Raw genomic sequence first — 19,116 nt, 5'->3', positions numbered from 1 at the left:
GTCGCCGCCCCGACGAAGCCGCTGGGGGGCTTGCTCCACCGTGATCCGATCACTGCCCTACATCCTCTCGATCGCGCTGACGATCTTCGCTTTCATCGACTGCCTGAACACCCCTGAGGACGAGATCAAGCACCTCCCCAAGGTGGTGTGGGTGATCGTCATCCTGCTTTTCCCGATCGTTGGCCCGATCGTGTACTTGGCCGCGGGCAAGCTGCGGCGCGCCCCGGCCGGTGGCGGCACGCCGTCCGAATGGCACCGCAACCACCGCACGCAGTTCGTCGCCCCCGACGACAACCCCGAGTTCCTGGCCTCGCTGAGGGAAGACAACAAGAAGGACGAGGCGCTGCTGAAGGACTGGGAGGCCGACCTGCGGCGCCGCGAGGAGGAACTCAAGCGCCGCGAGAACGGCGGCAAGGACGACGACACCTCGCCGAAGGCCTAAAAAGATCGCCGAGCTGCCGCTGCGCCGCGGCCTGCCAGAGACCCGGACCGCCGTGCACGACGGAGTCCGGGTCTTTCGGGTTCTCGGCGACGAACGCGGCGTGGTCAGCTCGGGCCTCGGTGAGACTCGTCGCGTCGGGGGGAGGGGCGGGCTGCAGGACGGCGGCTGGGAGGACGCGCCGTACGACCCGGACGCGTTCACGATCAACATCGGTGATCTGACGGCCCGCTGGGCGGGCGGACGCCGGCGCTCGGGGCGGCACCGGATGCTGCCGCCTCCCCTCGCCGCACCTGCCGAGGAGCTGAATGCCGCCCCGGTGCACTTCGACGAGTGCGACCCGGGCACGCGCCTCGGCGGGGTGGACTCGCACACGAATCTGCGGGAGAAGCCGGACGCGATCGGCCTGGCATGGCATGGCATGACGGGCCGGACAGGGCCTCTAGAAGACTCATGAAGATCTTGGGTTCTGGCCCCGCCGCGTGAGCGGCGGGGCCAGACTCTTTCTCGTGGTGATGGGGGAATGGGCCGGGGAGACGGTCGGGCCGGATGTGTGGGAGACCTGCCGGGAGTTGATCCCGGCAGGCAGTGTGTTCGCGTTCCTGGCCGAGCATCGCGGCGCGCTGTTCCCGGCGGAGACGTTCGAGGACATGTACCCGTCGGCGAACGGGCGGCCGAGCATGCCGCCGCAGATCCTGGCCGCGGCGATCACGCTGCAGGCCCTTAACGGGCTGTCGGACTTCGAGACGGTCCAGGAGTTGCGGTGTGACCTGAGGTGGAAGGCCGCGTGCGGGCTGGGCCTGCACGACATGGCGTTCGATCCGTCGCTGCTGGCCTACTTCCGGCGCCGGCTGGCCCGCTCGGTGCGGCCGAACCGTGTCTTCGAGACGGTGCGCGAGGTGGTGAAGGCCACCGGTGTCCTCAAGGGCAAGCACCGGCGGGCGCTGGACTCCACGGTGCTGGACGATGCGGTCGCCACCCAGGACACCGTCACCCAGATCATCGCCGCCGTCCGCGCGGTAATTCGCGAGGTCCCCGGGGCCGCTGAGGTGGCAGCCGTGCAGTGCACCGCGCATGACTACAGCGACCCGGGCAAACCAAGGATCGCCTGGAATGACGAGCAGGCCCGCGCCACGCTTGTTGATGCCCTGGTCAGTGACGCGCTCAGGCTGCTCGGGCATCTGCCCGAGCAGGAGCTGGGCGAGAAGGCCGCGAATGCCGTCGGCATCCTGGCCCTGGTCGCCGGGCAAGACGTCGAACCCGCCGAGGACTCCGACGGCCGCGACGGGCGCTGGCGCATCACCCGTGGCACCGCGCAGGACCGGATGGTCTCCACCGTCGACCCCGAGGCCCGGCACATCCACAAAACCCGCACCCACCAGCAAGACGGCTTCAAGGCCCACCTGGCCATCGAGCCCGAGACCGGGTTATACACCGCCGTCGCCCTGCGGCCCGGCAGTGGCCCAGAGCACCACGAGGCCACCGTCGGCCTGGACCTTCTCGCCGAGGAGGACGGGCCGGTGGACGCCTTCGGCGACACCGCCTACTCCACCGGCGATGCCCGCCAGGCCCTCGAAGACGCAGGGCACCGGCTGTTCCTCAAGCCCGCCCCGCTACGGGCGGCCGTCCCCGGCGGCTTCACCCTGGACGACTTCGCCATCGACACCGCCGCCGCCACGGTGACCTGCCCCGCTGGACACACGGTCCCCCTGTCAGACCCCGGCGGACAGCACCACCAGCGCAAGGCGGCCTTCGGGAAACTGTGCGCCGGATGTCCCCTGCGCGAGCGGTGCACCAAGGCCAAGGCCGGCCGCATCCTGACCATCCGCCCACACCACGACCTGCTCGCAGCCGCCCGCCGCCAGGCCGCTACCGACCCCGACTGGCAAGCCGACTACCGCCGCTGGAGACCACCGGTCGAACGCGCCGTCGCCTGGCTCGTCCACCACGGCAACCGCAAACTCCGCTACCGCGGAACCATCGCCAACGACACCTGGCTCCACACCCGAGCCGCCGCCCTCAACCTCCGCCGACTGATCAACCTCGGACTCACCCGCACCGGCGACACCTGGCACCTCGCCCCGGCCACCGGATGACCAGAAGGGCCGCCCGGCCTCCGGCCGGACAGCCCCTCAACAAGATCTTCATGAGTCTTCTAGGGCGTGTTTCGAAAGTCCCGCCTGGTCGGGAACGCCCGGCACGCACGCTCGCCGCGTTGTCGGTCGTCGGCGCAGCCCGCTGCGCTCTCCTCCCTCCGCCTTGCGATCGCACGCACCAGACGCCCCCGACCCCGCCCTCCGGGCGGACGACGCTACTTTCGAAACACGCCCTAGAAGACTCATGAAGATCTTGGGTTCTGGCCCCGCCGCGTGAGCGGCGGGGCCAGACTCTTTCTCGTGGTGATGGGGGAATGGGCCGGGGAGACGGTCGGGCCGGATGTGTGGGAGACCTGCCGGGAGTTGATCCCGGCAGGCAGTGTGTTCGCGTTCCTGGCCGAGCATCGCGGCGCGCTGTTCCCGGCGGAGACGTTCGAGGACATGTACCCGTCGGCGAACGGGCGGCCGAGCATGCCGCCGCAGATCCTGGCCGCGGCGATCACGCTGCAGGCCCTTAACGGGCTGTCGGACTTCGAGACGGTCCAGGAGTTGCGGTGTGACCTGAGGTGGAAGGCCGCGTGCGGGCTGGGCCTGCACGACATGGCGTTCGATCCGTCGCTGCTGGCCTACTTCCGGCGCCGGCTGGCCCGCTCGGTGCGGCCGAACCGTGTCTTCGAGACGGTGCGCGAGGTGGTGAAGGCCACCGGTGTCCTCAAGGGCAAGCACCGGCGGGCGCTGGACTCCACGGTGCTGGACGATGCGGTCGCCACCCAGGACACCGTCACCCAGATCATCGCCGCCGTCCGCGCGGTAATTCGCGAGGTCCCCGGGGCCGCTGAGGTGGCAGCCGTGCAGTGCACCGCGCATGACTACAGCGACCCGGGCAAACCAAGGATCGCCTGGAATGACGAGCAGGCCCGCGCCACGCTTGTTGATGCCCTGGTCAGTGACGCGCTCAGGCTGCTCGGGCATCTGCCCGAGCAGGAGCTGGGCGAGAAGGCCGCGAATGCCGTCGGCATCCTGGCCCTGGTCGCCGGGCAAGACGTCGAACCCGCCGAGGACTCCGACGGCCGCGACGGGCGCTGGCGCATCACCCGTGGCACCGCGCAGGACCGGATGGTCTCCACCGTCGACCCCGAGGCCCGGCACATCCACAAAACCCGCACCCACCAGCAAGACGGCTTCAAGGCCCACCTGGCCATCGAGCCCGAGACCGGGTTATACACCGCCGTCGCCCTGCGGCCCGGCAGTGGCCCAGAGCACCACGAGGCCACCGTCGGCCTGGACCTTCTCGCCGAGGAGGACGGGCCGGTGGACGCCTTCGGCGACACCGCCTACTCCACCGGCGATGCCCGCCAGGCCCTCGAAGACGCAGGGCACCGGCTGTTCCTCAAGCCCGCCCCGCTACGGGCGGCCGTCCCCGGCGGCTTCACCCTGGACGACTTCGCCATCGACACCGCCGCCGCCACGGTGACCTGCCCCGCTGGACACACGGTCCCCCTGTCAGACCCCGGCGGACAGCACCACCAGCGCAAGGCGGCCTTCGGGAAACTGTGCGCCGGATGTCCCCTGCGCGAGCGGTGCACCAAGGCCAAGGCCGGCCGCATCCTGACCATCCGCCCACACCACGACCTGCTCGCAGCCGCCCGCCGCCAGGCCGCTACCGACCCCGACTGGCAAGCCGACTACCGCCGCTGGAGACCACCGGTCGAACGCGCCGTCGCCTGGCTCGTCCACCACGGCAACCGCAAACTCCGCTACCGCGGAACCATCGCCAACGACACCTGGCTCCACACCCGAGCCGCCGCCCTCAACCTCCGCCGACTGATCAACCTCGGACTCACCCGCACCGGCGACACCTGGCACCTCGCCCCGGCCACCGGATGACCAGAAGGGCCGCCCGGCCTCCGGCCGGACAGCCCCTCAACAAGATCTTCATGAGTCTTCTAGTGCTGCTCGTACTCGTTCCTGAGCTGCTGCCAGCGCTCGAACGTCCACGCGGACCAGTCCGCCGGGCGGCCGTCGAGCGCGTCGACGAGGTACTCGAAGTGGTTGTGCCACCCCGCCAGGCAGTCCAGGCGGTAGTCGTCGTCGCCGTGCATCTCGTTGGTGAAGCGAAGGACGGTGGCGCCTTCGCCGCCGGGCTCCAGATGGAAGCGGATCCGGCCGTGGACGGTGACCGTGTACTCGGCGATCCGCTCCACGTCCCAGGCGGTGACATGGCCGGTGGCCACGGTGTGGCTGCCCTTGTCGTCCGTGTTGAGCCAGCGCAGCGTCACCGCGCCGCCGAGGCGCGGTTCGAGTGTGTCGGCGGCCGCGAGCCACCCGCGCAGCCCCTCGGGGGTCGCGACGGCCTCCCACACCTGCTCCACGGGGTGCGGTACGCGTACCACGTACCGCAGGAGATGGGTGCCCTCGTGGGTCTCGCTGGTGCCGTACGAGATGGAACCCGACATGACACCAGCGTCACCCGTTCGGCAGCAGGGCGCTACCTCAGACGCCCGCGTAGCTGTGCTTGCCGCTGACGAAGATGTTCACGCCGTAGTAGTTGAAGAGCCAGCAGCCGAAGGCGAGCAGGGCCAGATAGGCGGCCTTGCGGCCCTTCCAGCCGGCGGTGGCGCGGGCGTGCAGGTAGCAGGCGTAGGCGACCCAGGTGATGAAGGACCAGACCTCCTTGGGGTCCCAGCCCCAGTAGCGGCCCCAGGCGTCACCGGCCCAGATCGCGCCCGCGATGATCGTGAACGTCCACAGCGGGAAGACCGCGGCGTTGACCCGGTACGCGAACTTGTCGAGGCTCGCGGCGGAGGGCAGGCGCTCCATGATCGAGGTGGCGAGGGCGCCGGGCTTGCCGCCGTTCGCGAGCTTGGACTCGTACGAGTCGCGGAAGAGGTACAGCAGCGTGCCGACCGCGCCCAGATAGAAGACGGCGCCGCAGAAGATCGCGGTGGAGACGTGGATCCACAGCCAGTACGACTGCAGCGCGGGGACCAGCTGGTCGCTCGCGGTGTAGAGGACCGTGACCGCGAGGCCGAGGTCGAGCAGGACCGTGGTGACCAGCGGCAGACCGACCCAGCGGACGTTCTTCTTGGCGATGAGCAGGGCCAGGTACGTGCCGACCGCCACCGTCGAGAAGGTGATGGAGAACTCGTACATGTTGCCCCAGGGGGCGCGCTGCACCGACAGCGCCCGGGTGACCACGCCGGCCGCCTCGATGAGGAAGGCGAGGGCGGTCAGCGACACGGCGATCCGGCCGTAGAGGTCGCCCTGCGCGTCGCCGCCGTGCGCACCGGGGCCGTCGGGGACGTCACGCGTGCCGGAGGTGGAGCGGGTGACGATCTTCGGGCGCTGCAGTACGGCGGTTCCAGTGGAGCCGGTGCTTGCACCGGGCTGGACCTCGACGACCGGCTCCGGGCCGGCCGCGGCGTCGGCGGTGAGCGCGGCCGCCGTGCGGGCGACCTTGCTGCGACTGCCGAAGAGCCACTCCGCGATGTGCGCGAAGAAGGCCAGGGTGTAGACGGCCATCGACGAATAGATCAGCACATTGCTGATCTGCGCCAGGCTCTCGTTCGTTGCGGCGGCGATGATCACTGCATTGCCCCTCGGGATGATTCGTGCGGCGTCGCGGACGTGTTGTTACTGCCGGAGGTCCGGCCCGCGGCAGGGCCGCTGTCGGACGCAGTGTCCCCCGGAGAAGCACAGGACTTCTCAGCTCCTTCAACGGGAACATCAGCGGGAACAACGGGATCAGGCGCGATCGGCGCCTCTGCGTTGAGCGTGACGGCCAGATCCGCCAGCTCCTCGGGGAGTTTCGCGGACTCGCTGCGTCCGAGCCCCGCCATTTCGACGACGGTCACCCCGTCCTCACCCCGTACGGCCCGGACCCAGACCCGGCGCCGCTGGATGAAGAGGGACGCGGCCAGACCGCCGATGGCGGCCAGCGCGCCGATGAGCGCGGCGCCGTTGCCGGGCTGTTGGGTGACCTGGAAGCTCGCCCACTGCTTCACCTCCTTCTCGAAGGTGATCGAGCCGGCCCCGTCGGGAAGAGTCAGGGTCTCGCCGGGCAGCAGGGTCTTCTTCAGCACGCCGCCGTCCTTGTCCCGGAAGGCGGTCATCTTGTCGGTGTCCAGCTGGTACACGTTCTGCGGCAGACCCGCGTCGACGCCCAGGCTGCCGTGGTAAGCGCCCACGTTGAGCACCGGGAAGTCCAGGGCGGGGAACTGCGAGAACATCGTGCCGTTGCCCGGGCCCCCATAGGTCGGGACGAAGAAGGCGGCGAAGCCCAGCTGGTCCTTCTTGCCGTTCTTGTCCTTGTAACCGTCCAGCACCTTGATGGCGCCGGTGGAGGAGACGTTGTTGTCCACGGGCAGCAGCGGCACCGCGTCGTGCAGGACGACCTTGCCCTTGCCGTCCCGGACGGTGACGACCGGGGCGTAACCGTGCGAGATCAGGTAGACCTTGGAGTCCGCGACCTCCAGGGGCTCGTTGACCTCGATCGTCGCCTTCTTCTGCGGTCCGTCGACGCCGTCGGTGTAGGTAACGTGCGCCTTGAACTCGCGGGGCGTGCCCTTCTGCGGGCCGCTGCGCTCGTACGACGCGTCGAACCGGTCGAGGGTGAAGCTGAACGGCGCCAGGTCGTCGGTGTTGAACAGCGAGCCGGACCTGAAGTCGTCGTACTGCGTCAGTGTGTTGGCGAAGCCGCCGCCCTGGACGACGAGCTTGCCGCCCTCGGACTTGTAGAGCTCTCCGGTGGCGAAGGCCACCAGCATGACGATCAGGGCGACGTGGAAGACCAGATTGCCGGCCTCGCGCAGATAGCCCTTCTCGGCGGCGACAGCGTCACCGGCGATGTGGGCGCGGAAACGGCGCTTCTTCAGCATCGCCAGCGCGGCCTCGCGCACCTGCTCCGGATCGGCCTCGGTGCGCCAGGTGGTGTACGCGGGCAGCCGGGTCAGCCGCTTGGGCGCGCCCGGCGGGCGGCCGCGCAGCTGGCCGACGAACTGCCAGGTGCGCGGCACGATGCAGCCGATGAGGGAGATGAACAGCAGGATGTAGATGGCGGAGAACCACACCGAGCTGTAGACGTCGAAGAGCTGGAGCTTCTCGTAGACGGGTGACAGGACGTCGTGCCGCTCCTTGAAGTCGGCGACCTTCAGTTCGTCGACGCTGTTCTGCGGGATCAGCGAGCCGGGGATGGCTCCGAGAGACAGCAGGAACAGCAGGATCAGCGCGACCCGCATGGACGTCAGCTGCCGCCAGAACCAGCGCGCCCATCCGACGGCCTCGCGGCCCGTCCAGGCGAGCAGGCCGCGCGCACCCGGTGCCCGCATGCCGCCGAAGGAGCCGGGCACGGCCTGCTCCTGTGGCGCGGTGGACAGCTGGGCCCCGGCCTCGCCGAGCTCCGGCTCCTGGGTGTCCCGGACGTCCGTCGTCGTCTCGCTCATCGATCAGATCCCCACCGTGAAGCCACTCGTCCAGACCTGCATCTCCTGCACGATGCGGTCCCAGGCGCCGGTGACGAGCAGCAGACCGGTCGCGATCATCATCACGCCGCCGATGCGCATCACCCATACGTAATGCCGCTTGACCCAGCCGAACGCGCCGAGCGCCTTGCGGAACGCCACCGCCGCCAGGAGGAACGGCAGCCCGAGTCCGAGGCAGTACGCCACCATCAGCACCGCGCCGCGGCCCGCGCTCGCCTCGGTGAACGCCAGGGTGTTGACCGCGGCGAGGGTCGGGCCGATGCACGGGGTCCAGCCGACGCCGAACAGCGCGCCCAGCACGGGCGCACCGAGCAGACCGGTCACCGGCCGCTTGTGGAAACGGAACTCGCGCTGGGTGAGCCAGGGCATCAGGCCCATGAAGAAGAGGCCGAGCAGAATGGTCAGCACGCCGAGCACTTGGGAGATGACCTCCCGGTGCTCCTGCAGCGTCGCGCCGAATCCGCCGAAGAGCGCCCCGCCGGAGACGAAGACGGCCGTGAAGCCGAGGACGAAGAGCCCCGCGCCCGCGGCCATCCGGCCGCGTCTGGCGTCGGCCAGGTCGGTGCCGCTGACTCCGGTGACGTACGAGAGATAGCCCGGCACCAAAGGCAGCACACAGGGCGAGAAGAAGGAGACGAGCCCGGCGAGAACGGCGATCGGCAGGGCGAGCAGCAGCGCCCCGCTGAGGACCGTCTCGTTCGCGTCCATGGCCGCGGCGAGTGCGTTCACCGGATCACTTCTCCGCGACCAGCGGGTCGATCATCTTGTGCAGACCCTTGTCGTCGAGCGCCCGCAGCGCACGCGCCGCGATCCTGCCGTCCTTGTCGAGAACGATCGTCGACGGAATGGCCTGCGGATTCAGACTTCCCTTGGGGAAACGGAGAATGAGCTTGCCGATCGGGTCGTACAGGCTGGGATAGGGGACCTGGAAATCCTTCTCGAACTCCTGGGCCGGCCCCTTGGCGCTGTCGCGGGTATTGATCCCGACGAACTCGACGCCCTGCGCCTTGGTCTCGTTCGCGACCTTGGTGAGATACGGCGCCTCGGCGCGGCACGGCGCGCACCACGAGCCCCAGACGTTCAGCACGACGACCTTGCCCTTGAGGCTCGCCACGTCGAGCTGCTTGCCGTCGAGCGTCTCACCGGCCAGTTCGGGGGCGGGCTGCCGGTCCCCCTCGGCAACCGTGGAGATGCCGCCGGACTGCGTCACGAAGTTGGTGTCGCCGGAGCCGCCGGAGACACCGCCGGAGCTGCACGCCGTCAGGACGGACGCACCGGCCGTGGCGACGGCGGCGAGCGCCAGTGCACGGCGGCGGTGCGAGCGGCGTCGGGGGGCGCGGCTAAAGGTCATGTGAAAAGTTTCGCATGACCATTCCGGCGATCTTCCGCACCCCCCCGAGTGCCCGCTAATGCCCTCGTCACCCCTTGTCAAACCCGCATAAGGAATTACACGGATTACGCGCCGAAAGCCTTGTCCTTGCCCTTGGCGGGCTTGGCTCCCGCCCGAAGGTGCTCCGGAACGAGGTCGAGCGCGGGCTCGCTGTACCCCACCGAGACGATCTTGTCGCCCTGGTAGGTGAACGTGGTCAGCGAGGCGAGCGTGCACTGCCGCCGACGCGGGTCGTGCCACAGCCGGCGCCGTTCCACGAAGCTGCGCACGATCCAGATCGGCAGCTGATGGCTGACGCACACCGCCTCGTGTCCGCGGGCCGCGTCCTTCGCGGCGTCGAGGGCGGCCATCATCCGTACGACCTGCTCGATGTACGGCTCGCCCCACGACGGGCGGAACGGATTGGTCAGGTGCTTCCAGTTGGCCGGGCGGCGCAGTGCGCCGTCGCCGACCCCGAAGCTCTTGCCCTCGAAGACGTTCGCCGCCTCGATCAGCCGCTCGTCGGTGACCAGGTCCAGGCCGTGCGCCTTGGCGATCGGCGTGGCCGTCTCCTGTGCGCGCTCCAGCGGCGAGGACACGACGTGCGTGACGTCACGCCCGGAGAGGTGCTCGGCCACCCGGTCGGCCATCTCACGGCCGCGCTCGGACAGGTGGTAGCCGGCCCGGCGCCCGTACAGGATTCCGTCGGGGTTGTGCACCTCGCCGTGGCGCACCAGGTGGACGACCGTGATGTCGCTCATCACGCGGCCTCCGTCGCTTCCGCGGCGGCACGGGCCGCGGCGGGCAGGGCGGCGGCGATCCGCTCGACGGCGCGCTCGTCGTGCGCGGTCGACACGAACCACGACTCGAAGGCGGACGGCGGCAGATAGACGCCCTGGGAGAGCATCGAGTGGAAGAAGGCGTTGAAGCGGAACGCCTCCTGCTTCTTCGCGTCGTCGTAGTCACGGACCTCTTCGGCGGTGAAGAAGACCGAGAACATGTTGCTCGCCGTCTGGAGGCGGTGCGCCACGCCCTCCTTGGCCAGTGCGGCCGTGACCAGGCCCTGGATCTCCTTCGACACCGCGTTCACCCTGTCGTACGCGGCGTCGTCGAGCAGCCGGAGCTGCGCGAGACCGGCGGCGGTGGCGACCGGGTTACCGGAGAGGGTGCCCGCCTGATAGACCGGGCCGGCCGGGGCGAGGTGCGCCATGACATCGGCGCGGCCGCCGAAGGCCGCGGCCGGGAAGCCTCCGCCCATGACCTTGCCGAAGGTCATCAGGTCGGGGCGGACGCCGTCGACGCCGTACCAGCCGGCCTTCGAGGTACGGAATCCGGTCATCACCTCGTCGGAGATGTACAGCGCGCCGTTCTCCCGGCAGAGGTCCGCGAGGCCCTGGTTGAAGCCGTCCCGGGGCGGCACGACGCCCATGTTGCCCGGCGAGGCCTCCGTGATCACACAGGCGATCTCGCCAGGGTGCGCGGCGAACGCCGCGCTTACGGCGTCCAGGTCGTTGTAGGGGAGGACGATCGTGTCGCCGGCCTGCGCGCCGGTCACACCGGGGGTGTCGGGCAGCGCGAAGGTGGCCACACCGGAACCGGCGGCGGCCAGCAGCGCGTCCACATGTCCGTGGTAGCAGCCGGCGAACTTGATCACCTTGGCGCGCCCGGTGAATCCGCGGGCGAGACGGATCGCGGACATCGTCGCCTCGGTGCCGGACGAGACGAGACGTACCTGCTCGACCGGCTCGACACGGGCCACGATCTCCTCCGCGAGCGCGACCTCGCCCTCGCCCGGCGTACCGAAGGAGGTGCCGCGGGCGACCGCTTCCTGCACGGCGGCAATGACCTCGGGGTGGGCGTGTCCGAGGATCATCGGACCCCACGAGCACACGAGGTCGACGTACTCGCGGCCGTCGGCATCGGTGAGGTACGGACCGGTACCGGACACCATGAACCGGGGCGTACCGCCCACAGCACGGAAGGCACGCACGGGAGAGTTCACGCCGCCGGGGGTCACAAGGGACGCACGGTCGAAAAGCGTCTGCGAAACTGGGGCCTGGTATGGGTAGCTCACGGTAGCCATGGTGTCAGAGGCCCGGACCGTCTTGCGGACAGGTGTTTCACCACACATCCGCGGGGGAGGTCACTGACACGATGATCGGGTTGCGCGGCGGGGGCCGCGAGTGGTCGGGTGGAGATATGCATCGCGGTGGCGGACTGGGCGAGGGGACCGGCGACGTGGGTCCTCGGCGGGCCCGTCGGGGAAGGCACCGGCGCGAAGCGGAAGCACAGGAGCCGACGGACGCGGCGGAGGCGATCGTGCCGGCCCCGTCCGAGAACGAGAGCGCGGGGTTCAGGGGTGGCCGGATGGGGGTGACCTACAAGTACTTCGGCGCGCCCGACGGGGCCACCGCGGCCCGCGTGCCCATCTCCATGCGCCCCGAGGAGCTCGGCGGCGACGAGCTGGGCATGGGTGGCATGTTCACCAAGATCAAGCCGGAGACGGTGGCCGCGATGGTCCTCACCGGCATCCAGGGCATACCGCTGCACAAGGTCCCGCCGCTGGAACTGGTCGTCCTGCACCCCGACTACGCCGTGGTCAAGCTTCCGATGACCGCCGTCGACCAGTTCCGCGACATCGGCGAGGAGTCGGTGGGCGCCGCGGCCTTCATCTGGTCCACGGTCCCCGACCGGGGCGGCCCGCGCGACGCGTACAACGTCTATCAACTGCTGCACGAATGGCAGGACTTCTCGCACCGCCTGCACGAGGCGGGGCATCAGCCCTACTGCCTGGTCTGGCCCTGAGCCGGCGGCGCTGACGGACCCTCGCCGTACAGTCCCCGTATGGTGCGAATCGAACCCTGGTCGGAGGGTGACCTCTGGCTGCTCCGGCGGACCAACGAGCCAGGGATGACGGATCACTTGGGCGGACCCGAGTCCGAGGAGAAGCTCCTCGCCCGGCACCGCCGGTACGTCGCGTCGAGCGCGCGCCCGGCCGCCGAGGGCCGGATGTTCCGCCCCGTCACGAACACCCTCGAGGAGCTCGCCGGGCACCTGCTGGTCCCTTCGCCACCTGGGCTCGGGAGCACGCGGACGGCTTCGGTGCCGGGAAAGCCCTGGCTGACGCGCCCGGCCCAATGGCATCCTGACTTGCGTGAACGGACCGGAGATCTCCCTCAGCTTCGCCTCTGACCTGCACCTTTTCATCCCGGCGGGACGGCGCGGGGGCTGTACGACGGTGCCGACCGACGGCTCGTCGACGCTCGGCCACGTCGTCGAGTCGCTCGGCGTCCCGCTGACCGAGGTGGGCAGGCTGCTGGTCGACGGCCGGGAGGTACGGGTCTCGCACATCCCGGGCACGGGCGAGCACGTCGAGGTCCTCGGAGTGACCCGGCCGCAGCAGGTACCGGGCGCGCCGCTGCGCTTCCTGCTCGACGTACATCTGGGCACACTGGCACGGCGGTTGCGGCTGCTGGGTGTCGACGCGGCGTACGAGAGCGAGGACATCGGCGACGCGGCACTGGCGGCGCTGTCGGCGCGGGAACGCCGTGTACTGCTGTCCCGGGACCGCGGACTGCTGCGCCGGCGGGAGATCTGGGCCGGGGCGTACGTCTACAGCCACCGCCCCGACGACCAGCTCCGGGACGTGCTGGAACGGTTCACCCCCGCCCTCGCCCCCTGGACCCGCTGCACCGCCTGCAACGGCACGCTGAAGGACGCCGAGAAGGACGCGGTCGTCGAGAAGCTGGAGCACGGCACGCGACGTACGTACGACGCCTTCGCGCAGTGCACGGAGTGCGGCCGGGTGTACTGGCGCGGGGCGCATCACGCCCGGCTCGAGGCGATCGTCGAGAAGGCCGTACGCGAATTCGGCGGCGCCACGGCCTGACCGCTACGCGCACCTTCCGACGGTCCCCGGTGTCGCGGCGGCGCATGACGTAGCCCGCGCGCTCCAGCCGGTCGGCGAGGAGTTGCTGCACGCCGCCTACGGGCGGTCCGCCGCATGTGCGTGACGAGCACGACGGGGACGCCCTGCGCACCGCCCTCACCCGGTGGACGGGCGCCTGACCGGCCGGACAGGGCCCAAGGCCTCAGATGAAATACGGATCACCTGTGGCCGGGACCAGCACCTCGAGCTCGTTGTTCAACGGGTTGCGGTCGGTGGCACCGCCGTTCCACGCCGTGTCGATCCGGACCGTCACTTCGGCCGGCTGCCCCCGCGTCCACAGGTCCAGCGCGACCGGCTGCCCCTCACCCATCACGGGCAGCGCGCCCGTCTGGCAGAGCACCTCGTGCTGCCCGCTCCGCAGACAGCCCTGCGACAGCTCCCGGCCATCGGCCAGGGGCTCCGAGAACTGCAGTCGCACCGTCGCATTCGCCAACGAGGAGGGGCCATGGTTCACGCTCCTCAGCCACACCGCGATCCGGCCGGCCGAGAGCGAGACATGACCGCCGTACGCCACGTCGGCGTCCGGAGCGATCGCCCCGGAGGCCGGACCGGCACCGGTCACCACAGCCATCGCGGCCGCCGCAGCCACCACCGCACCCGCCGACTGAGCCTTGCGCATCGCAAACATGCACCGAAGATACCGACGACGGCCCGTCAAACCCGCTCGTCCGCCATGACACGCTGGGCCCATGCTTGCAGCCCGCTCAGCCGCCCTCTTCGTCGTCGCCGCCCTCTTCGAGATCGGAGGCGCCTGGCTCGTCTGGCAGGGCGTGCGTGAGCACAGGGGCTGGCTGTGGATCGGTGCCGGAGTCATAGCCCTCGGCATCTACGGCTTCGTCGCCACGCTCCAGCCCGACGCCGAATTCGGCCGCGTCCTCGCCGCTTACGGCGGAGTCTTCGTCGCCGGGTCCATCGCCTGGGGAATGGTCGCCGACGGCTACCGCCCCGACCGCTGGGACGTCATCGGCGCACTGGTCTGCCTCGCGGGCATGGCGGTGATCATGTACGTACCGCGCAGCCGCTGAGACCGGCCCGCCTATCCTGACCCCGTAACCGATCACGGGCACGAGGAGAACGAGATGACCGGGGCCTCCCGCACAGCCGTCGTCACCGGAGCCAGCAGCGGCATCGGCGCCGCCACCGCCCGCCGGCTCGCCGCCGCGGGTTACCACGTCGTCCTCACCGCCCGCCGCAAGGACCGCATCGAGGCCCTCGCCGCCGAACTGACCTCCGCGGGCCACCGGGCCACCGCCTACGCCCTCGATGTCACCGACCGGCCCGCCGTCGACACCTTCGCGGCCTCCCTCGACCGTTGCGACGTGCTCGTCAACAACGCCGGCGGCGCCCTCGGCGCCGATCCCGTCGCCACCGCCGACCCCGATGACTGGCGCCGGATGTACGAGGTCAACGTCGTCGGCGCCCTCCACATCACGCAGGCCCTGCTGCCCGCCCTCACCGCCGGCGGCGACGGCACCGTGGTCGTTCTCTCCTCCACCGCCGGCCACGGCACCTACGAAGGCGGTGGCGGGTATGTGGCCGCCAAGCACGGCGCGCACGTTCTCGCCGAAACCCTCCGCCTGGAAATCTGCGGCACCCCGGTCCGCGTGATCGAGATCGCCCCCGGCATGGTCAAGACCGAGGAGTTCGCGACCACCCGCTTCCGCGGCGACACCGAAAAGGCCGCCAAGGTCTACGCGGGCGTGGCCGAGCCCCTCACCGCCGACGACGTCGCCGACACCATCACCTGGGCCGTCACCCGCCCCTCCCACGTCAACGTCGACCTCCTGGTGGTCCGCCCCCGCGCCCAGGCCTCCAACACCAAGGTCCACCGCGAGCTCTGACGCGGCTCGCCCCGGCGGACGGCGACCGGTCGCATCGCACGGGCGCCGGCCGCACGACCGGCTACGGCACCTGCCGGAGGGGCCTGCCGGGCCTGCGTTCGCGGCGCGCCCGTCGCATGCGCCGGGCCGGTTGGCCGCCCCCCGCACAGCAGCCGAGAGTGTCCGTTTTCAGACGCCGGACGGGCCGAAACGCCCAGCCCATGCCCCTGGAGGAGCCAGCACCATGCCCACCATCACCCGGCTGACGGCCGAGGAGCTGCCCGCCCACGTCCCCGGTCTCGCCGACCTGCTCATCGACGCGACCGACGACGGCGCCTCCGTCGGGTTCCTCGCCCCCCTCGCCCACGAGCAGGCCGCCGCCTGGTGGGCGTCGTTCGCCCCCGCCCTCGCCGACGACGGCATCGTCCTGTGGGTGGCCCATGAGGACGGCCGCGTCGTCGGCACGATCCAGCTCCGTCTCTCCGAATACCCCAACGGCCGTCACCGCGGCGAGATAGCCAAGCTCCTGGTCCACCGCGACGCCCGCGGCCGCGGCCTCGCCCGGCGTCTCCTCGCCGCCGCCGAGGAGTCCGCCGCGGCCTCCGGCCGCACCCTGCTCCTGCTCGACACCGAGACAGGCAGCACCGCCGAGAACCTCTACCGCACCGCCGGCTGGACCTCCTTCGGCACGGTCCCGGACCACTCCGCCGACCCCTCGGGCATCCTCAAGCCGACGACCTTCTTCCACAAGTCCCTGACCTGACGACGGAAGAAGAGCACGAAGGGCGGGACAATCAGCCCCGCCCCTCTGTCGTCGATCACTCAGCCCTTCACACAGATGACCTGCTTCAGCTTCGCCACGACCTCGACCAGGTCGCGCTGCTGCTCCATGACCTTCTCAATGGGCTTGTAAGCGCCCGGGATCTCATCCACGACACCGGAGTCCTTCCGGCACTCCACGCCCCGCGTCTGCTCCTCCAGGTCCCGCGTCGAGAAGCGGCGCTTGGCCGCGTTGCGGCTCATCCTGCGGCCGGCGCCGTGGGAGGCCGAGTTGAAGGCCATCTCGTTGCCGAGGCCGCGGACGATGTACGAACCGGTGCCCATCGAACCCGGAATGATGCCGAATTCACCGCTGCGGGCACTGATGGCTCCCTTGCGGGTGACCAGCAGATCCATGCCCTCGTAGCGCTCTTCGCTGACGTAGTTGTGGTGGCAGGAGATCACATCACCAAAGATGATCTTTGCCTTCTTGAACTCCCTGCGCAGCACGTCCTGCGAGAGGGCCATCATGATCGCGCGGTTGTACTTGGCGTACTCCTGCGCCCAGAAGAGGTCGTTCCGGTATGCCGCCATCTGCGGGGTGTCCGCGACGAAGACCGCGAGATCGCGGTCGACGAGCCCCTGATTGTGGGACAGCTTCTGAGCCCGGCCGATGTGGTGATCGGCGAGTTCCTTGCCGATGTTCCGGGATCCGGAGTGGAGCATGACCCAGACCGAGTCGTCCGAATCAAGGCAGAGTTCCCAGAAGTGGTTGCCGGAGCCGAGCGTTCCCATCTGCTTGGAAGCGCGCTCCTGACGGAACCTGACCGCCTCCGCGATCCCGTCGAAGCGCCCCCAGAGGTTGTCGAACCCCGTCACCGGGAAGCCGTGCAGACGCCCCACGTCGACGGGATCGTCATGCATGCCGCGGCCGACCGGGATGGCCGCCTCGATCTTGGAACGGAGGCGGGAGAGGTCGCCCGGGAGGTCGTTCGCGGTGAGGGAGGTCCTGACCGCGGACATACCGCAGCCGATGTCTACGCCGACCGCCGCGGGGCAGACCGCGCCGTGCATGGCGATCACGGAGCCGACCGTGGCGCCCTTGCCGTAGTGGACGTCGGGCATGACGGCCAGACCCTTGATCCAGGGCAGGGTGGCGACGTTCTGCAGCTGCTGCATCGCGACACCCTCGACCGCCGCGGGGTCGGTCCACATACGGATGGGGACCTTCGCACCCGACACTTCCACGTAAGACATATTTCCTCAATTCCCCCAATAAGGCTGAAAACGCAAAACTGGCACCAAAGCCCACAAAAGAGACGGCAGACCGGCGTTCACACCAGCGCGTGCGATACACATTGTGTTCAGCCGCCACTTCCCGGCGGCAAGCGTTTTTCCGTCCGAAGGGAGCCCGGTCACCGTGCAGCGCAGGGCGTACGTATCCGGTCTCGTGCTCCTCGCCACGCTGGTCACCGGCTGCAGCGCCGGCTCCGGCGGCAGCGACTCCGAGAGCGGCGCCAAGACGAACACCGTCCAGCCTGCCGCCGCGCCGCCGCCCGGCAAGTACCGCACGCTCCCCGAGGCGTGCGGGGCCGTGGACCGAGGGCTGCTCAAGGACATGCTGCCCGTCAGCCCGGACCTGCCGGAGGAAGAGCGGGAGAAGGTGTACGCGGGCACCGCGGCCCTGACGTACGACACCGACCGGCGGGTCGGGTGCAACTGGAAGGCCGAGTCGCCGGACGCCACCCGCCGCCTGGTCGTGGATTTCGAGCGCGTGGTGTCGTACGACGCCGCGATGAGCGACGAGGGCCGGGCGCAGGAGGTCTACGCGAAGAAGCAGGCCGCCGCGGGCTTGCCGGTCACGACCTCCACTTCGACGCCGGGCGACTCCCAGGCGCCGACCGCACCGCCGGTCACGCCGCCGTCCGGCGCGGACTCGACCACGCCCCCCCAACCGGCCGAGGGCCTGGAACCGCGTGTTCTGGACAATCTGGGTGACGCGGCGTTCCTGAACGACGTACCGGCGGGGGCCGGATCGGTGACACAGGGCCGCACGGTGAGCGTGGTGTTCCGCACATCGAATGTGATCGTCACCGTCCAGTACACCGTCCAGCCCGCCCTGCCCACCGTGGTCCCGGACAGCGGCGAACTGCAGGAAAAGGCCAGGGCACTGGCAGGCAGGTTGGCCGAGCAGTTCGGCGAGTGACCGGCCTCCCGGACCCGCGTGCCCGGTACGGCGATCGGTTCGGCACGCATGGCCGTCGGCGTACGGTGGCGGACGGACCGGACCGTACGACGAACGCACGAACGACGACAGATGAGCGAATGAGCGAAGGAACCATGCACCGATCAGCCCCGCGTCTCACCCGCATACTCGCCTGCGCAGCCGTTCCGGTGATGCTCCTCGCCGCCGGCTGCTCGTCCGACTCCGACGGCAGCACCGGCGCCGACAGCAAGAAGAAGCAGGAGTCGTCCGCCCCCACGCCGAGCACGAAGGCCTCGGCGGAGGCGACCGTGGAGCCGGCCAAGTTCGCCAAGCTGCCGGACGCCTGCAAGTCGATCAGCGCCGCGACGGTCACCCAGCTGGTGCCGAAGGCGAAGGACAAGACGGGGAAGGCGGGCAACTCCGCGGACATCTCGGCGCAGGGCAGCTGCTCCTGGAACGGCCTGGAGGACAAGGGCCTCAAGGGTTCGCAGTACCGCTGGCTCGATGTCTCGATCAAGCGCCTGGAGTCCGAGAAGACCCTCGGCAGCGGGGAGGAGCGGGCCACGAAGGACTTCACGAAGCAGGTGGCCGACGTGAAGGCCACGGAAGGTGCGAAGAACGTCAAGGAGGTCCCGGTCTCCGGGATCGGCGACCAGGCGACGGCGATCACGTACGACCTGCGCAAGACGGACGAGGACTTCAAGTACCAGGTGATTGTGGCGCGCACGGCTAACGTCGTCGTCACCCTGGACTACAACGGTGCCGGTTACCAGGGCGCGAAGACCCCGGACTCGGCGGAGATGATGAAGGGCGCGCAGAAGGCCGCCAAGGAAGTCCTGGCCGCGGTGGCCACCGCCAACCAGTAGCCGGACCCGCGGGGTTGACAACGGTTTGCCCGCATCCTCACCGATTCAACCGGAGCCCGTGCCTCCCCAGGAGGCCGGGCTCCGTACACATGTGCCAGTCTGGGTCAGCCATATGTCGAAATCGGGAGGGGA

19 protein-coding genes and 2 pseudogenes are annotated in these 19,116 nt (G+C 69.8%); 12 read left to right on the top strand and 9 right to left on the bottom strand.

All coding sequences use genetic code 11. The annotated features are described in order from the left end of the window. Positions 1–40 precede the first annotated feature (40 nt). The 4 genes and pseudogenes from ABD858_RS18370 (at position 41) to ABD858_RS18355 (ending at position 4,422) form a co-directional block, all read left to right on the top strand. The gene (locus ABD858_RS18370) at positions 41–442 is read left to right on the top strand and encodes a PLD nuclease N-terminal domain-containing protein (protein ID WP_345038819.1); all 402 of its coding nucleotides are present in this window, start codon (positions 41–43) and stop codon (positions 440–442) included. 130 nt (positions 443–572) lie between these two features. Continuing rightward, positions 573–896: pseudogene (locus tag ABD858_RS18365) on the top strand (2OG-Fe(II) oxygenase family protein); the annotation flags it as partial. A 58-nt stretch (positions 897–954) separates the two neighbouring features. Further along, complete coding sequence (locus ABD858_RS18360) at positions 955–2,535, top strand: IS1182 family transposase (RefSeq protein WP_345044323.1); 1,581 nt, start codon at positions 955–957, stop codon at positions 2,533–2,535. A gap of 306 nt (positions 2,536–2,841) precedes the next feature. Further along, positions 2,842–4,422, top strand: coding sequence for an IS1182 family transposase (locus tag ABD858_RS18355; RefSeq protein WP_345044323.1), 1,581 nt, complete (start codon positions 2,842–2,844; stop codon positions 4,420–4,422). A 59-nt stretch (positions 4,423–4,481) separates the two neighbouring features. Here the strand turns inward: ABD858_RS18355 and ABD858_RS18350 are convergent, their stop codons facing one another. The 7 genes from ABD858_RS18350 to hemL form a co-directional block, all read right to left on the bottom strand. Beyond that, positions 4,482–4,991: an SRPBCC domain-containing protein gene (locus ABD858_RS18350; RefSeq protein WP_345038817.1), complete on the bottom strand. Its 510-nt coding sequence runs from the start codon at positions 4,989–4,991 to the stop codon at positions 4,482–4,484. 37 nt (positions 4,992–5,028) lie between these two features. Beyond that, entirely contained in the window at positions 5,029–6,123 is a 1,095-nt protein-coding gene (gene ccsB, locus ABD858_RS18345) for a c-type cytochrome biogenesis protein CcsB (RefSeq protein ID WP_345038814.1), read from the bottom strand. Beyond that, positions 6,120–7,976 (bottom strand): cytochrome c biogenesis protein ResB, encoded by a 1,857-nt coding sequence (gene resB / locus ABD858_RS18340; RefSeq protein WP_345038812.1) that lies wholly within the window; start codon positions 7,974–7,976, stop codon positions 6,120–6,122. Before resB ends, ccsB begins: the two co-directional genes overlap by 4 nt. Before the next feature lie 3 nt (positions 7,977–7,979). After that, positions 7,980–8,723, bottom strand: coding sequence for a cytochrome c biogenesis CcdA family protein (locus ABD858_RS18335; protein ID WP_345044674.1), 744 nt, complete (start codon positions 8,721–8,723; stop codon positions 7,980–7,982). A gap of 25 nt (positions 8,724–8,748) precedes the next feature. Beyond that, positions 8,749–9,366 (bottom strand): TlpA family protein disulfide reductase, encoded by a 618-nt coding sequence (locus ABD858_RS18330; RefSeq protein ID WP_345038809.1) that lies wholly within the window; start codon positions 9,364–9,366, stop codon positions 8,749–8,751. A 104-nt stretch (positions 9,367–9,470) separates the two neighbouring features. Then, positions 9,471–10,145: a histidine phosphatase family protein gene (locus ABD858_RS18325; protein ID WP_345038807.1), complete on the bottom strand. Its 675-nt coding sequence runs from the start codon at positions 10,143–10,145 to the stop codon at positions 9,471–9,473. Next, the gene (hemL, locus tag ABD858_RS18320) at positions 10,145–11,467 is read right to left on the bottom strand and encodes a glutamate-1-semialdehyde 2,1-aminomutase (RefSeq protein WP_345038805.1); all 1,323 of its coding nucleotides are present in this window, start codon (positions 11,465–11,467) and stop codon (positions 10,145–10,147) included. Before hemL ends, ABD858_RS18325 begins: the two co-directional genes overlap by 1 nt. Positions 11,468–11,583: 116 nt before the next feature. Between hemL and ABD858_RS18315 the strand changes: the two genes are divergently transcribed. The 3 genes and pseudogenes from ABD858_RS18315 to ABD858_RS18305 all read left to right on the top strand — a co-directional run bounded on the left by ABD858_RS18315 (position 11,584) and on the right by ABD858_RS18305 (position 13,273). Further along, entirely contained in the window at positions 11,584–12,189 is a 606-nt protein-coding gene (locus ABD858_RS18315) for a hypothetical protein (protein ID WP_345044672.1), read from the top strand. Between the two features lie 39 nt (positions 12,190–12,228). Continuing rightward, positions 12,229–12,402 (top strand): annotated as a pseudogene (locus ABD858_RS18310) (GNAT family N-acetyltransferase); the annotation flags it as partial. A gap of 136 nt (positions 12,403–12,538) precedes the next feature. Beyond that, positions 12,539–13,273, top strand: a complete 735-nt coding sequence (locus ABD858_RS18305) for a Mut7-C RNAse domain-containing protein (protein ID WP_345038803.1) — start codon at positions 12,539–12,541, stop codon at positions 13,271–13,273. Positions 13,274–13,475: 202 nt separating this feature from the next. On the opposite strand, the gene ABD858_RS18300 is transcribed toward ABD858_RS18305, so the two are convergent. Continuing rightward, complete coding sequence (locus ABD858_RS18300; protein WP_345038800.1) at positions 13,476–13,961, bottom strand: hypothetical protein; 486 nt, start codon at positions 13,959–13,961, stop codon at positions 13,476–13,478. Between the two features lie 61 nt (positions 13,962–14,022). On the opposite strand from ABD858_RS18300, the gene ABD858_RS18295 reads away from it, so the two are divergent. The 3 genes from ABD858_RS18295 to ABD858_RS18285 all read left to right on the top strand — a co-directional run bounded on the left by ABD858_RS18295 (position 14,023) and on the right by ABD858_RS18285 (position 15,916). Then, entirely contained in the window at positions 14,023–14,358 is a 336-nt protein-coding gene (locus ABD858_RS18295) for a YnfA family protein (RefSeq protein WP_345038798.1), read from the top strand. Positions 14,359–14,412: 54 nt separating this feature from the next. After that, a complete protein-coding gene (locus ABD858_RS18290; RefSeq protein ID WP_345038796.1) occupies positions 14,413–15,174 on the top strand; it encodes an SDR family NAD(P)-dependent oxidoreductase in 762 nt (253 codons plus the stop codon). A 223-nt stretch (positions 15,175–15,397) separates the two neighbouring features. Further along, positions 15,398–15,916 (top strand): GNAT family N-acetyltransferase, encoded by a 519-nt coding sequence (locus ABD858_RS18285; protein ID WP_345038794.1) that lies wholly within the window; start codon positions 15,398–15,400, stop codon positions 15,914–15,916. 59 nt (positions 15,917–15,975) lie between these two features. On the opposite strand, the gene ABD858_RS18280 is transcribed toward ABD858_RS18285, so the two are convergent. After that, the gene (locus tag ABD858_RS18280; protein WP_345038792.1) at positions 15,976–17,169 is read right to left on the bottom strand and encodes an RtcB family protein; all 1,194 of its coding nucleotides are present in this window, start codon (positions 17,167–17,169) and stop codon (positions 15,976–15,978) included. Positions 17,170–17,332: 163 nt separating this feature from the next. On the opposite strand from ABD858_RS18280, the gene ABD858_RS18275 reads away from it, so the two are divergent. Both ABD858_RS18275 and ABD858_RS18270 read left to right on the top strand, forming a co-directional pair. Then, positions 17,333–18,118, top strand: coding sequence for a DUF3558 domain-containing protein (locus tag ABD858_RS18275; RefSeq protein ID WP_345038790.1), 786 nt, complete (start codon positions 17,333–17,335; stop codon positions 18,116–18,118). Positions 18,119–18,252: 134 nt separating this feature from the next. Continuing rightward, positions 18,253–18,984, top strand: coding sequence for a DUF3558 domain-containing protein (locus ABD858_RS18270; RefSeq protein WP_345044669.1), 732 nt, complete (start codon positions 18,253–18,255; stop codon positions 18,982–18,984). The last annotated feature ends 132 nt before the right edge of the window (positions 18,985–19,116 follow it).

Source organism: Streptomyces sannanensis, from assembly GCF_039536205.1.
GTDB lineage: Bacteria > Actinomycetota > Actinomycetes > Streptomycetales > Streptomycetaceae > Streptomyces > Streptomyces sannanensis.
Note: the sequence above shows the minus strand (reverse complement) of the source record. Positions and strands in the feature narration are given on the sequence as shown.

Excerpts from the sequence above, each read along its gene's own strand:
- ABD858_RS18360 (WP_345044323.1), top strand. The coding sequence starts at position 955 with ATGGGGGAATGGGCCGGGGAGACGGTCGGGCCGGATGTGTGGGAGACC.
- resB (WP_345038812.1), bottom strand. The coding sequence starts at position 7,976 with ATGAGCGAGACGACGACGGACGTCCGGGACACCCAGGAGCCGGAGCTC.
- ABD858_RS18300 (WP_345038800.1), bottom strand. The coding sequence starts at position 13,961 with ATGTTTGCGATGCGCAAGGCTCAGTCGGCGGGTGCGGTGGTGGCTGCG.
- ABD858_RS18335 (WP_345044674.1), bottom strand. The coding sequence starts at position 8,723 with ATGGACGCGAACGAGACGGTCCTCAGCGGGGCGCTGCTGCTCGCCCTG.
- ABD858_RS18285 (WP_345038794.1), top strand. The coding sequence starts at position 15,398 with ATGCCCACCATCACCCGGCTGACGGCCGAGGAGCTGCCCGCCCACGTC.
- ABD858_RS18280 (WP_345038792.1), bottom strand. The coding sequence starts at position 17,169 with ATGTCTTACGTGGAAGTGTCGGGTGCGAAGGTCCCCATCCGTATGTGG.
- ABD858_RS18325 (WP_345038807.1), bottom strand. The coding sequence starts at position 10,145 with ATGAGCGACATCACGGTCGTCCACCTGGTGCGCCACGGCGAGGTGCAC.
- ABD858_RS18315 (WP_345044672.1), top strand. The coding sequence starts at position 11,584 with ATGCATCGCGGTGGCGGACTGGGCGAGGGGACCGGCGACGTGGGTCCT.
- hemL (WP_345038805.1), bottom strand. The coding sequence starts at position 11,467 with ATGGCTACCGTGAGCTACCCATACCAGGCCCCAGTTTCGCAGACGCTT.
- ABD858_RS18330 (WP_345038809.1), bottom strand. The coding sequence starts at position 9,366 with ATGACCTTTAGCCGCGCCCCCCGACGCCGCTCGCACCGCCGCCGTGCA.
- ABD858_RS18290 (WP_345038796.1), top strand. The coding sequence starts at position 14,413 with ATGACCGGGGCCTCCCGCACAGCCGTCGTCACCGGAGCCAGCAGCGGC.
- ABD858_RS18355 (WP_345044323.1), top strand. The coding sequence starts at position 2,842 with ATGGGGGAATGGGCCGGGGAGACGGTCGGGCCGGATGTGTGGGAGACC.
- ABD858_RS18270 (WP_345044669.1), top strand. The coding sequence starts at position 18,253 with ATGCACCGATCAGCCCCGCGTCTCACCCGCATACTCGCCTGCGCAGCC.
- ABD858_RS18350 (WP_345038817.1), bottom strand. The coding sequence starts at position 4,991 with ATGTCGGGTTCCATCTCGTACGGCACCAGCGAGACCCACGAGGGCACC.
- ABD858_RS18295 (WP_345038798.1), top strand. The coding sequence starts at position 14,023 with ATGCTTGCAGCCCGCTCAGCCGCCCTCTTCGTCGTCGCCGCCCTCTTC.